We start from the raw sequence: 14,077 nt of genomic DNA, 5'->3' as shown, positions 1-14,077 counted from the left end.
AGAAAAGGAGGTCATAACATGTTCCAGTATTTAACAAGAAGAATTTTAATATCGATTCCTGTTTTATTTGGGGTTACTTTACTGAATTTCGTCCTTATTTATTTTTCGCCTGGTGATCCAGCCGAGCTTTCCCAAAATCCTAATGCGACTGAAGCAGACCGTGAACTCCGCCGAGAGATGCTAGGCTTGGATGACCCGTTTTTTATCCAATATGTCAAATGGCTGTGGGGCTTGCTTCAAGGTGATTTAGGAACTTCTTTCACATCATTTCAACCGGTAGCAACAATGATAGTAGATAAGCTAGGTCCGACATTGCTTCTCATGATTAGCTCAATCATCGTTGCCTATTTAATCGCGATTCCAATTGGAATTCTTAGTGCGATTCGCCAATACACATGGCTTGATTATCTCTCAACAACCGGCGCCTTTCTAGGAGTTTCAATTCCAAATTTCTTCTTCGGCTTAGGAGCAATCTATATTTTCGGTGTTGTTTGGGGCGTATTACCGACTGGTGGCATGAATACGCTAGGACAGTCAGGCTTTGGTGATTTATTGCTCCATTTAATTCTGCCAACCTTAACATTAGGAACAGCGATTGCTGGAGGGATGGTTAGATATGTTCGCTCAAGCGTATTAGAGGTTCTCGGGCAGGACTTTTTACGAACAGCTCGCTCTAAAGGGTTAAAGGAATTTGTTGTCATTAATAAACATGCATTAAAGAATGCGTTAATTCCAATTATTACAATTGTCGGCATGGATATCCCGTTATTAATCGGCGGTTCTGTCATTACGGAAACGATCTTTCAATGGCCTGGAATGGGGCAATTAACGATTCAATCGATTTTATCTCGTGATTACCCAACATTAATGGCAATCAATTTAATTGCTGCAGTAAGTGTTTTAATTGCGAATATTTGGGCAGATGTCATGTATGCAGTTGTCGATCCGCGTGTGAAATATCATTAATTAGAAAAGGTGGTAATAAAATGTCTTCAATAAATGTCGATGCAAGGACAGCATTAGAAGATAAGACCTTGATAACTTCTAATGAGGAAGTTCAAAAAGGCTCAAGTTTATTTAGGACTACTTTGCGGAAGTTTTATAGGCATAAGCTGGCAATGGTCGGGACGTTCATATTTGGATTATTATGTTTAATGGTAATCTTTGCACCGCTAATAGCTCCATATGACCCGAATGCAATTGTCGGAACGTTCAATGCTGGACCGTCCCTAGAGCATTTATTAGGCACTGATCAAATGGGGCGTGATGTGTTAAGTAGATTAATTTTCGCCTCAAGAATTTCGTTGGCTGTCGGACTTGGTTCAGTGGCGATTTACATTATTATTGGGACAATTGTTGGGGCGGTTGCCGGTTATTTTGGTGGTTGGGTCGATATGGTGATTAACCGATTTATTGATGTATTTATGTCATTCCCATATTTAATGGTCATCTTAGTATTAGTGACAATTATCGGTCCTGGCTTGTTTAATATTATGCTAGTGCTTGGTATATTAGGCTGGCCATATGTTGCTCGATTAGTAAGAGCAAGCATCCTTTCTATAAAGGAGCAGGATTATGTGAAGGCGGGTGTTGCATTAGGCTATCGTTCACCAAGAATCATCTTTCATCATATTTTGCCGAATACAATCGCACCTATCCTTGTTAATGCTACATTCGGAGCAGCGTCAGCTATTATTGCAGAGTCATCATTAAGCTTTTTAGGGATGGGCGTTCAACCACCTTCAGCGAGCTGGGGGAATATGCTAACAACGGCTCAATCGATTACGGCGTTAACAAATCAACCTTGGCTTTGGATCCCACCTGGAATCATGATTGTATTAGCTGTGCTTTCAATCAATTTTATCGGTGATGGAGTGAGAGATGCGTTAGATCCAAAAAGCTTTAAGTAAAGAAATGGGGCTCTAAAATGAATATACTAAATAAAATGAATATGTTTAAAGCGTATCCGAAAGATGCGCTTGTCTTTATTTTAGCTAGCTTTATTAACTCAAGCGGAAAAGCCCTTATGTGGCCATTGATCACCTTATATGTTAGCTCAGAATTAGGAAAATCATATGGCGAAGCAGGAATGGTCATCTTACTCCAATCATTGTTTGGAATTTTTGGAGAGATTATCGGAGGAATGCTTTATTACCGGCTAGGTCCGAGAAAATTAATTGTTGGGTCGACACTTGCATCGGGGATAGCGATCCTATCGATAGTCTTTATTGAAAATTGGTATCTCTATATTGTGATGATGTGTGCACTTGGGATGATGAATGGGATTACAATGCCAGGGGTTCATTCCTATATAGGTTTCCGCTGGAAGGAATTTCGCAAACGCTTGTTTAATATTGTCTATGTTTGCAATAATCTTGGTCTAGCATTTGGTGCTGCGGCTGGTGGCTTGCTGGCGGCGATATCCTTTCAGCTTACGTATGTAGTTACAGGCGTGATTACGATTATCTTTGCATGCTTTTTATTTACATTTATGAAATCAGAGGCAGAAGAAACGAAGCAAGTAAATACGGGAAAAATTTTGCGTCATGATGCACCTCTATTAAAAGATTATAAGGTTTATTTATTTCTATCAATTGGGGCAAGCTTTTATTGGATTACCTTTAATTTTTGGGGGACAGGTGTCGGACCTTATTTAGTAGAGCAAGGCTATGAAATTTCCTTATATAGTTTTTTATGGACAATCAACGGGATTGTTATACTTGCTGGACAGCCGATTCTCATATTTTTGAAACGAACGATTGCTAAATCTATTAATGCCCAATTAATTACTGCTGCAATCTTTTGTACAATTGGATATACCTTTTTATTGCTTTTCCATGACCATTACAATTTCTTTCTCTTAGGAATGATTGTTTGCACTCTTGGAGAAATGTTAATTTTACCTGCGATCCCTTTATATTTTTCAGAAACAACCGGCCGTGATGCCCCCTTCTATTTAGGTGTGTCAGGTGGATTCGCAAATATAGGAAGAATGTTTGGCCCGCTGATTATCGGGAATTTATATGATTTTTTCGGAATCGTTTCGGTTTTAGTATGCATATCAGGAGTTTCGATCTTAACGATTATCTTCTTTTCACTGCATGCGATTAACTATAAATCAAGAACACTTAGTAGAAATGAACGAAAATATCTTGAAATGTATTAAAAATGAACTGGAAGGAGAGATTGTAGAATGAAGCTCATCCCTGAGTCAAACAAACTAGTAGACTATTTGGAAGAACTGCATGTTGTCGATTATTCACATCCGATGATTCAAAAGAAGGTTGCAGAATTGTTTAAGCGGGAATTATCAGAGATTGAAAAAATTAAAATCGCTTTTGAATTTGTTCGTGATCAAATATCACATAGCTGGGATATCCAAAGCGATCGTGTAACCTGTAAAGCATCAGACGTCCTTTTCTATCAAGAAGGGATTTGTTATGCAAAGGCAAATTTGTTGGCTGCGATTTTGCGATCAGTTGGTATTCCAACAGGCTTTTGTTATCAGAGACTAATGATCTTTGATACTCCAGAGGATGGTTACTCGCTCCATGCTCTTAACGGAGTTTTCCTTACCTCATTAAATCGTTGGATTCGCTTAGATGCACGTGGAAATAAACCAGGGGTAAATGCCCAATTTTCAATAAATGAAGAATATTTAGCGTTTCCGATAAGAGAAGAATTTGCTGAAAAGGATTATCCGACTATTTTTGTTAAGCCTAATCCGAAAACAATTAAAACATTAGAGAATCATCGTCATGCACTTGACATGTATAAATACTACTTACCTGAAGTGCTATAGAAAGGAAGAGCATTGCTACAAAGCTTTGCTCTTTCTTAGATAAGAAATTACTTTTCTCAAATGAACTAAAATTAAAAGTGCATGCTCTCAACCTCTTAATTATTCATTCTATGATAGGAAAAAAGAATTTAACGCTAAACCATATGATGAATCCAAATGTCCCTTTTAACTTGTAATCAACCATGCTTGAATTGTTTCCTCATATTTACCCTCTCGTTACTATTTATCCTAAGGAAAAACTGATACGAAGATTATAAAAATAAATAATAAAGCTGGAGTAAATGCCTTATTGAGTTTTATCATATGAGACAAATATGGCAATAATCGTAACATCAGCAAATAAGACGAACAGTGGAATGTAAAAGATATGAAAGAATATGCTATGATGTTGTATGGTGTAAGACATTAAGGAAGAATTTAGATGAGAGGAAACGATACATGTTACATGAATTTATTTTAACTATCCCGTATAAAGAAATTGATCAATATACAGATAAGCTGAATTCTGTAGGGGTCTATAATCTCTACTATGAATCTCCGATTGAAATCATCAAAGTTCAAAATGGATATAGTTACGAGGAAAAAGAGGATGAACAAGTAGAGCTGAAAATTTATGCTAGTGATTCTGAGGTAGAAGGGCTGCCTGAAGCTTATTTTACATTGCTTGAGGATACATTTTCTGTAGCAAGAGATGAAATCAAGTATTCGTCAGGAAATGAAACAGCATGGGAGCAAACGTATGAATTTGAAGATATCGATTTAGGAAACGATTGGGTCATTGTCTATCCGAATTCTACGGAACAATATGAAGGAAAGAATCTTTTAAAATTCGATCCACTTGCAGCATTTGGTACAGGTTTACATGAAACGACCCAAGGCTGTTTACGAATGATCCTAGATTCAGATTTAACGAATAAAACAGTCCTTGATTTAGGGACAGGCTCGGGAATGCTCACGATTGCTGCTTCACTTAAGGGAGCAAAAAGGGTTGTCGCCGTTGATTATGAGGATGTTGCTAGAGAGCTCTATCATAATGCAGAATTAAATGGGCTAGCAATTGATATTGAAGTCATTCAAGCGGATTTAATTACAGGAGATTACCAAATTAACGATACGTATGATGTCATTTTTATTAATATTGGGGCAAATGAAACGGTTAAGATTATCAATCGTCATGATTTATTGAAAAATAGTGATCAGTTTATTATTTCTGGTCTTGTCGAATGGAATTTGGATGAGCTATTGGCGTTGTTTGAAAAAGGAGGCTTTACGATACGGGAAAGAGCGCAAACGAATGAATGGGTTACAATTTCTTTTGAAAGGGAACGGTAAATTTCGTTCATTTTTTTCCTACAAGTGGGTTATTCTCTCAAAGCAAACTATGATAGAATAGAGTATATTTTACAGTGTAAAGGAGATTATTATGGAAAAAGTACTTGTTTTTGGTCATAAAAACCCAGATACAGATACAATCTGTTCTGCAATTGCGTATGCTGAATTAAAAAATAAGATTGGTCAAAATGCAGAGCCAGTTCGCTTAGGTGAAGTGAATGGGGAAACTCAATATGCGCTTGATTTCTTTAAAAAAGAAGCTCCTCGTTTAGTGGAAAAAGTAGCGGGTGAAGCGAAGGAAGTTATTTTAGTTGACCATAATGAGCGTCAACAAAGTGCCGACGACATTACAGAGGTACGTGTTCTTGAAGTTATTGACCATCACCGTATTGCTAATTTTGAAACAAGTGATCCTTTATATTATCGTGCAGAGCCAGTTGGCTGTACAGCAACAATTTTAAACAAATTGTACAAGGAAAAAGGTGTACAAATTGAGAAGGAAACAGCTGGTTTAATGCTATCAGCTATTATCTCAGACTCTCTACTATTCAAATCACCAACATGCACACAGGAAGATATCGATGCTGCAAAGGAATTAGCTGAGATTGCTGGTGTTGATGCAAATACATATGGCTTAGATATGTTAAAAGCTGGTGCTGATTTAAGTGACAAAACAGTGGAACAATTAATCTCACTAGATGCGAAGGAATTCCAAATGGGTTCAAGCAAAGTGGAAATTGCTCAAGTAAACGCTGTTGATACAAATGATGTACTTGTGAAAAAAGAAGAAATTGAAGCTGCTTTATCAAATGTCGTTGCTAGCAAAGGCTTAGATTTATTCTTATTCGTTGTAACAGATATTTTAACAAACGATTCAGTTGCGGTTGCAATCGGTAAAGAAGCTGCAAAAATTGAGAAAGCATTTAATGTAACGCTTGATAATAATCAAGCAACACTTAAAGGTGTAGTATCTCGTAAAAAGCAAATCGTTCCTGTTTTAACAGAGGCTTTTACAAATTAATAGAGAAGAGAAGGCATCGAATAAGGGGTGCCTTCTCTTTTTTATTCTCAATGAATTGTAGCTATCTGCTTCTCCTTTGCTGAATCCTTCCCTTTTGTTGGTTTAAAAATCGCAAGGCTCATAACGAGGAAGGATAAAATACCGATAACACCGAGCGTACCAATACCGTTCGCAAATACCGCTTTATCAAAAAATAAGAAATCCTTCAGTTGGTCAATACTAAATCGAAATGGAACCCATGAATAAAGATAATCCTTTGTAATCTGTGGGAGCATTTCTGGTGCAATCGTTAAGATCGGCATTGAGAAAAATAATAATAAAATAAATAATGGTGCTGCTGGGTAACCAATCCAATTAAGCAATGCATTTTGCAAAAAGAAAAAGCATAGGCCGATAAACAATAATAGGATAAACAGTGCACCTGAATGTGGGACCGTTACATCTAAAACCTGTGTCGCAAAAAATAGAATAATGGCAGAGACCGCTGATACGTATACAAGTCCAGCTACGATTTGTCTAGCAATTGTTTTAGCTGTCCATTTTCCGTCAGAGCTTTTCTTAAGCAGCGTATAAAGCACCATAGAGCTGAAAAAGGTTGTTATCCACAGTAATTGAGTAAATAGTGCTGGTGTATTTCCGTTTGCATTGTTTTCGGCTACAGCATTGATTTTTTCGGTTTTAATTGTAATCGGACTTGCAAGTGATTTAGCTAAATCAACGGTTATTGGGATTTTCATTTCCTCAATTTGCGTATAGAGCTGTGCTTGAACCTGTGCGTTTAAATTTGCTACTACGCCATTTGATACCTGTGCAGCAACATTTGCCCCTGTTAAATTTAGCCCTTCATTAATGGTTATTGAAGCTGTTGGTGCTTTAGGAGTTTCCGTTAATAACGAAAAGATATTTTGAGATAAATCCTCAGGTAATAAAATTGTCGCATAGATTTCTTTATCATTCATTGCTTCTAGTGCAGCATCCTCTGAAATGAAGTGCCACTTTACCTCATTTAAATCATTCTTTTTTAGATTTTCTACTAAGGTTTCACTAATGTTGAGCTTATGACCATTTGGCAGCGTGACTCCAGCATCCTCGGTGACAATTGCGATCGGTAAATTTTTTGGTGTCGGATTAACGGTTGAACCCATAAAAGCAAAGGTGAAAATCGTTGTGAGAAGAGCGATTCCTCCTAAGCCAATCCAGAGTAGTTTATTGCGAATAAATCGATTCATATCATCGTCCTCCTTTTTTTAGACATGGTGTTGAATAAAAAACGATATGTCGTATATAATGCAATTATAAAAAATCTATTTCAGCAATCAATGAGCAATATATGTTGATTCGTATAATAAACAACAGTCAGAACGAAATTGTCGTCTAATTTACAAAAAAAGGGTAGGAGGAGGTTTTCTAATGGCAAAAAAGACAGACCTTCGGGTAATAAGAACACAAAAGCTAATCAAGGAAGCATTTTTAACGTTAATTGAAAAAAAGGGGTTTGAAGCAATAACAATTCAAGATATAGCGGATGAGGCTGTCATTAATCGGGCGACATTTTATTTGCACTATCAGGATAAATACGATTTGCTTGAACAAATCAGTGATTCCTATTTGAAGGAGCTAATGGATGTATTGAATATTTCCTTTCATCTTAAAAAAGGGGAGGTAAATGTAAAGAAATTTAAAATAACGTTAAAAAGAATTCTAAGGAATATTGAAGAAAATAGTCATTTTTATAAAGTGATGCTAGGGGAAAATGGGATTCCTAACTTTTCTAGCAAAATAGAAAAATGCTTATATGATAAATTTAAAGGAAGCTTTAAAGAGATATTAGGGGATTTGAACAAATTAAACATCCCATATGAGTTAATCCTTTGTTTTATTAGCTCAGCATATATCGGAGTTTTGAAGTGGTGGCTCAATAACGATACAAAATATAGCGTAGATTTTATGGCAGACAAGCTAGGAAACATCATAACAAAAGGCCCGATGAATGCAATCGGTCATAAATTGATATTCTTAGAAGAAAACGAAGCCCTAGATTAATTGACAGCTAAATAAAATCAATTTTACAATAACGATATGCTTTGTTTAATGAAATGTTAGCGGTAACAATTGGGGACAGTCCCCAAAAACAACTGAAAAGTAGAAAATAGGACAGTCACTTTTAAAGTGGGGACTGTCCCCACTAAGGGTGGAAGCCTTATTTCACGCCAATTTCAATTGTTGAAAAACAGTTAATTGCAGCTTTCTTCCTCCTTTTGGGGACTGACCCCAAAAAGGAGGAGAAACAAAATGGCGCTTATTCAATGTCAGTTTTTTTCGGAGGTTTTATCGTTAAGTACATCGATGACGGTTATTTTGCCACAGCAAACGTCTTCGCAAATCGGTATGCAAAATCGGCAAGTGTCTGATAAGCATAAAACGCTGTATCTTCTTCATGGCTTTAGTGATGATGATACGATTTGGACGCGCCGTACTTCGATTGAACGCTATGTCGCACCATTAGGTTTAGCGGTTGTCATGCCACAAGTACATCAAAGCTTTTATACTGATATGAAATATGGTAACAAGTATTGGACATTTCTAACAGAGGAATTGCCTGAAATTGCACGCGCCTTCTTCCCGTTATCTGAAAAGAGAGAGGATAATTTTGTTGCGGGGCTATCGATGGGAGGCTATGGTGCTTTTAAATGGGCACTTCGCCATCCAGATAAAATTGCCGCTGCTGCAAGTCTATCAGGTGCTGTTGATATGGCAAATTGGATAAAGCAAGATGGGCATTTAGATGATGTATTTAAGCTTATTTATGGCGATGAAGATATTAAAGATACGGATAATGACCTATTATGGTTACTAGAACAAGGAGAACGGAATCCTGAACAACCAAAGCCAGCCCTTTATCAATGCTGCGGTACTGAGGATTTTTTATATGAGAGCAATCTAACGTTCAAAAAGAAATGTGAGCAAACAAGCTATTCGTTAACAACTGATTTTGGCCCTGGTACACATGAATGGGGCTATTGGGACGACAAAATCCAAGATGTTTTAAAATGGCTACCCTTGGCGCAAAAATAACGCCAAAAACAAAAGAGCGGTGATTTCAACTAGAGAAGTCACTGCTTTTCTATGTGAAAAATTGGTTAATAATAGAACGATAATATTCTTTTTATTATACTTATAGTATAATTACTAGGGTTAAGGAAAAGGAAAGGATAGGTGATTTGCATGATGAAGTTTTGTTCAATATTAATCGTATCAATCGTAATGTTCATAATCCCTGTTCTGAATTTAAAGGACCAGCCTGAAGTTGATCCTTTAAAACAAACCTCCTTTACCTCACTGCTTTTTGATCATGAATTTGAGATGACACAAATCGCATCTCTCCTTGAATTGCAAGGATCAAAGCTTCTGCTCGCCTATCGAGGATATGATCAGAATGCGATTCAATTAGTATTACATGATCAGCTTGTACTTAATGTAATCGAATTTTTTTCTCACGATAAACCGTTTTTCATTGTGAAGAAATTTCAATCGAATTATCTCATCTAACTAAAAAAACACATTACAAATTGAAACAAATTCATAATGAAAATAAGGAGAATTTAATTAATGGTTAAAAAAAATCGAATTATTGTCTTTTTTATTTTTCTTATTGCTTTTACAAGTGTATTGGTCGCCTCATCTAGCGGGATATTAAAAAATATTAAGCTAGGTCTTGATTTACAGGGTGGCTTTGAAATACTTTATGAAGTAAATCCTGCTAAAAAGGGACAAGTTATTGATGAACAGGCACTTGCTGCGACAGCAGAAGCATTAGATAAGCGTGTCAATATTTTAGGTGTAAGTGAGCCGGTTATCCAAATCGAAGGCGATAATCGCATCCGTGTCCAATTAGCCGGAGTCGAGGACCAAAATGAAGCGCGTGAGATTCTATCTACTGAAGCAAATCTATCGTTCCGAGACGCAAATGATAAGCTAATGATGGATGGTACTGACCTAAAAGAGGGTGGAGCGAAGCAAACCTTTGATGAAAATGGAAAGCCTAGCGTTTCGATTGAATTGAAAAGTGCTGATAAATTTAAACAAGTAACACAAGAAATTGTTAATCAAGCACCAAACAATGTGTTAGTTATTTGGCTAGACCATGAAGAAGGAAAGGATTCCTTTGTAGCTGAAAGTCAAAAGGCTAAGCCAAAATACATTTCTGCTCCAGTCGTTAACCAAGTCTTTAGCCAAGATACCGTGTCAATTGTTGGTGATTTTACAGTTGATGAAGCGAAAAATCTTGCAGACATTCTTAATGCAGGGGCATTGCCAGTAAAGCTTGATGAAATTTATTCCACTTCTGTCGGGGCTTCATTCGGACTACAGGCAATGGATAAAACAGTATTTGCAGGGGTAATTGGCGTATTAGCCGTATTCCTATTTATGATTTTCTATTATAGATTTCCTGGCTTTATCGCTACAATTACGTTAACAGTATACAGTTATTTAACATTATTAGTTTTCGATTGGATGAATGTTGTCTTAACATTACCAGGTATAGCGGCACTTATTTTAGGTGTTGGTATGGCCGTTGACGCGAATATTATCACGTATGAGCGGATAAAAGAGGAAATAAAAGTCGGAAAATCGATTAAAGCCGCCTTTAAAGCAGGGAATCAAAGTTCATTTTCTGCTGTTACAGATGCAAACTTAACAACATTATTAGCATCAGCTGTTCTATTCTTTTATGGAACAAGCTCTGTAAAAGGCTTTGCAACAAGCTTAATAATCGGGATTCTCGGAAGCTTCATCACAAACGTATATCTTTCTAGATGGTTACTAGGTCTATGGGTGAAAAGCGGAATCTTTAATAAAAGACCAGGCTGGTTTGGTGTCAAGAAAAAGGAAATACACGATATTTCCGAAAACTTCGATACGCTTGATTTGCCAACTAAATTTGACCGATTTGATTTCGTAAAGCACCGTCGTAAGTTTTTTGCGTTCTCTGGCATTTTACTAGTTGCCGGGATTATTTGCTTAGTCGTGCTTCGTTTAAATCTTGGAATTGACTTTACAAGTGGAACAAGAGTGGAGCTGCTTGCAGATAAAACTCTTAATACAGAAATGGTAGCGGATCAGCTTGAAAAACTAGATTTACCTACAGATGATATCGTCATCTCAGGTGATGAGAATAACATGGCTGTTGCTCGTTTCAAAGGTAATCTCTCAAAAGCAGAAATTGCCTCATTAAAGAGTCATTTCACTGATGAATTTGGAGCAGAGCCAAATGTAAGCAGTGTTACACCGACAGTCGGCGAAGAGCTTGCGAAAAACGCAATGAAGGCGTTGCTTATTGCAGTCGTTGGCTTAATCATTTTTGTAACGTTCCGATTTGAGCTTCGCATGGCAGTTGCAGCAGTTATTGCTCTTTTATATGCGACATTCTTTATCATCCCATTCTTTAGCGTTACAGGTCTAGAGGTTGATATTACCTTCATTGCTGCGTTATTAACGGTTGTTGGTTATTCGATTAATGATACAATCGTAACCTTTGACCGAATGCGTGAAAATATGCAGCGCAGAAGGTATTTAAAGACGTACGAGGATATCGTTGATGTCGTGAATACAAGTCTTCGTCAAACATTAGGTCGCTCTGTTAATACAGTATTAATGGTTGCGATAACGGTCGTTGCCTTAATGATTTTCGGTAGTGAAGCAATTCGACCATTTTCAATCGCCTTGCTTGTTGGGTTAATTGTTGGAACATATTCTTCTATTTTTATCGCCGCACAGCTCTGGGTAGAATGGAAAAATAAAGAGCTGAAGAAGAAGGGCGTTATTAAAACATTTAAAGAAAAACGTACGTATTCTGATGAACCACAAGTATAATCATTGATAGTAATCAAGAGTTAGACACTTCTATAAGATTGATCAATGCTTGACGACGGTCAATTTATAAGGTGTCTAACTTTTTTTGTTGTGTGAAAACTTATTGTTGATTTCTTAGCAATTTAATTGATGGTGAAAAAACATGTAGTGCCTCGGACTGCCCGAAGAAATAACAATCAAGGTTAACAGCTCCTCTTTTATTATTTGGCGGAGGAAGCCTTAGATTATGATCGAGATTTTTTGGAATACTAGGAGTTATCTAGTGGTTGAACTTGATAGATAACGTAGAAATATCTAGCTATATTTGGAGGATACATCATGAAAGAGAAAAAATGGGGTCTTTTCATTTTAACATCGTTAGTAGTCGGCAACATGGTAGGCTCCGGAATTTTTATGCTGCCAAGTACGCTTGCTCAGACAGCAAGCCCTTTAGGTGTTACTTTTGCCTGGTTCTTGACAGGAGCTGGAGTTTTGATGATTGCCCTCGTATTTGGCAAATTATCAATGAGAAGACCTGACTTAACAACTGGACCACAAAGCTATGCGCGGGAATTATTTGATTCTCCCCGTAAAGGGAATATCGCTGGGTTTTCAATGGTGTGGGGATATTGGATTGCGAATTGGATTAGCAATGTTGCAATTATTACTAGCTTTGCCGGATACCTTTCAACTTTTTTCCCGGTAATGAGAGATCCGTCTATATTATTTGTTTTCGGTAATCAGGAAATTGAGCTAGGAAGATTTGTCACATTTATTATTTGTACTGTTTTGTTATGGGGAACTCACTTTATTTTAGTAACGAATTTAAATGTAGCGGGAAAATTAAATGCCGTTGCGACGATTACAAAAATCATTGGCTTTGCCCTCTTTATTGTCGCTGCCTTATTCACATTTCAAAAAGCCAATCTAGGGGATTTTTACACACCGATTGTAACTTCAGATGGAGAAACCTATGGGCTACCGAGTCAAGTGAATATGGCCATTATCTCAACGCTTTGGGCATTTGTCGGAATTGAGTCTGCTGTCATTTTATCAGGAAGAGCGAAATCGCCGCGAGATGTAAGTCGGGCAACAGTGTTTGGCTTATTAATTGCATTAGCTATTTATATGGGGATTACATTATTAATTATGGGCGTATTGCCACAAGATCAATTAAGAGCATCTGATAAGCCCTTTGTAGATGCCTTATCAGTAATGATTGGCGACAATGGAGCAACTGTTATGGCGTTACTCGCGGTAGTATCTCTATTTGGCTCAACAATTGGCTGGATTCTTTTAAGCGCTGAGGTTCCTTTTCAAGCAGCGACAAAGGGTGTTTTTCCGGCATACTTTGCAAAAGTGAATAAAAAAGGCAACCCGGTTCGTGCCTTAACAATGACAAATGCAATGTCGCAAATATTTATTTTTTCTGTTATCTCTGGGACGATAAGCGAAGCATATACCTTTTTAACAACATCTGCTACACTGGCCTATCTAATCCCATACTTAGTATCTGCGCTATTCTTCTTAAAGCTTATATTAAAGGGCCAAACCTATGAACTTGATAAACGCCCAAGAATAACAGACGGAATCATCGCGATACTCGCACTAATCTACTCCCTCTGGGTCATCATCTCAGGAGTAGCCGACCTAAAAACATTCCTACTAGGAATCGGACTATTCATCGCCGGAATTGCCCTATACCCAATTCTTAAAGTAGGGGACAGTCCCCCATTAAAATGATTTCTCTCAAACAATGCCCTGTTTATCGAGAATAAGTAGTTTTATGGGGACAGTCCCATAAAACTAAAATCAGCAAATTGGGAGATGAAAAGTCCATTTTGCAGGGGGAATCCACATATATCGAATCCTAAAATAAAAAAATTAATAAAAAAGGGGGACAGTCCCCAAGTCCAAGTCCCCAAGTCCACAAAAAGAGGCTGGGACAAAAGAGGCCACTGAAAAACTTACGTTTTTTAATTTTATTTCAAGATCGTAAACGAAAAAGGCGACTATCCGTTCATTTTTTGGACGGATAGTCGCCTTTCTTTATAGACTTTTTCACTTTA

Annotated in this window: 12 protein-coding genes; 11 read left to right on the top strand and 1 reads right to left on the bottom strand. The window is 37.2% G+C overall.

The annotated features are described in order from the left end of the window. Nucleotides 1–18: 18 nt before the first annotated feature. From ACTJJ9_RS22855 to ACTJJ9_RS22830, 6 genes are all read left to right on the top strand, one after another. A complete protein-coding gene (locus tag ACTJJ9_RS22855; protein WP_095299488.1) occupies nt 19–966 on the top strand; it encodes an ABC transporter permease in 948 nt (315 codons plus the stop codon). A 20-nt stretch (nt 967–986) separates the two neighbouring features. Then, nucleotides 987–1,910: an oligopeptide ABC transporter permease gene (opp4C, locus tag ACTJJ9_RS22850; RefSeq protein ID WP_145582892.1), complete on the top strand. Its 924-nt coding sequence runs from the start codon at nt 987–989 to the stop codon at nt 1,908–1,910. A gap of 17 nt (nt 1,911–1,927) precedes the next feature. Then, on the top strand, nt 1,928–3,166 hold the full coding sequence (locus ACTJJ9_RS22845; protein WP_145582890.1) for an MFS transporter: 1,239 nt from the start codon (nt 1,928–1,930) through the stop codon (nt 3,164–3,166). A 27-nt stretch (nt 3,167–3,193) separates the two neighbouring features. Further along, nucleotides 3,194–3,802 carry a transglutaminase-like domain-containing protein gene (locus ACTJJ9_RS22840; protein ID WP_145582888.1) on the top strand — a complete coding sequence of 203 codons (609 nt, stop codon included), beginning with the start codon at nt 3,194–3,196 and terminating at the stop codon, nt 3,800–3,802. Between the two features lie 438 nt (nt 3,803–4,240). Beyond that, nucleotides 4,241–5,134 (top strand): 50S ribosomal protein L11 methyltransferase, encoded by an 894-nt coding sequence (locus tag ACTJJ9_RS22835; RefSeq protein WP_145582886.1) that lies wholly within the window; start codon nt 4,241–4,243, stop codon nt 5,132–5,134. Nucleotides 5,135–5,225: 91 nt separating this feature from the next. Continuing rightward, nucleotides 5,226–6,155, top strand: coding sequence for a manganese-dependent inorganic pyrophosphatase (locus ACTJJ9_RS22830; RefSeq protein WP_145582884.1), 930 nt, complete (start codon nt 5,226–5,228; stop codon nt 6,153–6,155). Between the two features lie 47 nt (nt 6,156–6,202). Here the strand turns inward: ACTJJ9_RS22830 and ACTJJ9_RS22825 are convergent, their stop codons facing one another. Then, nucleotides 6,203–7,384: a YhgE/Pip family protein gene (locus ACTJJ9_RS22825; RefSeq protein WP_145582881.1), complete on the bottom strand. Its 1,182-nt coding sequence runs from the start codon at nt 7,382–7,384 to the stop codon at nt 6,203–6,205. A 181-nt stretch (nt 7,385–7,565) separates the two neighbouring features. Here ACTJJ9_RS22825 and ACTJJ9_RS22820 point away from each other — a divergent pair, with 181 nt between their 5' ends. The 5 genes from ACTJJ9_RS22820 to ACTJJ9_RS22800 all read left to right on the top strand — a co-directional run bounded on the left by ACTJJ9_RS22820 (nt 7,566) and on the right by ACTJJ9_RS22800 (nt 13,751). Further along, nucleotides 7,566–8,198, top strand: a complete 633-nt coding sequence (locus tag ACTJJ9_RS22820; protein WP_145582879.1) for a TetR/AcrR family transcriptional regulator — start codon at nt 7,566–7,568, stop codon at nt 8,196–8,198. Nucleotides 8,199–8,447: 249 nt separating this feature from the next. Next, complete coding sequence (locus ACTJJ9_RS22815) at nt 8,448–9,230, top strand: alpha/beta hydrolase (RefSeq protein WP_145582877.1); 783 nt, start codon at nt 8,448–8,450, stop codon at nt 9,228–9,230. Between the two features lie 150 nt (nt 9,231–9,380). After that, entirely contained in the window at nt 9,381–9,704 is a 324-nt protein-coding gene (locus ACTJJ9_RS22810; protein WP_440768912.1) for a hypothetical protein, read from the top strand. Between the two features lie 60 nt (nt 9,705–9,764). Further along, the gene (gene secDF, locus ACTJJ9_RS22805; RefSeq protein WP_145582873.1) at nt 9,765–12,029 is read left to right on the top strand and encodes a protein translocase subunit SecDF; all 2,265 of its coding nucleotides are present in this window, start codon (nt 9,765–9,767) and stop codon (nt 12,027–12,029) included. 318 nt (nt 12,030–12,347) lie between these two features. After that, nucleotides 12,348–13,751: an amino acid permease gene (locus tag ACTJJ9_RS22800; protein WP_186324242.1), complete on the top strand. Its 1,404-nt coding sequence runs from the start codon at nt 12,348–12,350 to the stop codon at nt 13,749–13,751. The last annotated feature ends 326 nt before the right edge of the window (nt 13,752–14,077 follow it).

It is taken from the genome of Metabacillus sp. 22489, from assembly GCF_052044855.1.
GTDB lineage: Bacteria > Bacillota > Bacilli > Bacillales > Bacillaceae > Metabacillus > Metabacillus niabensis.
This window is presented reverse-complemented; position numbering and strand designations above follow the sequence as displayed.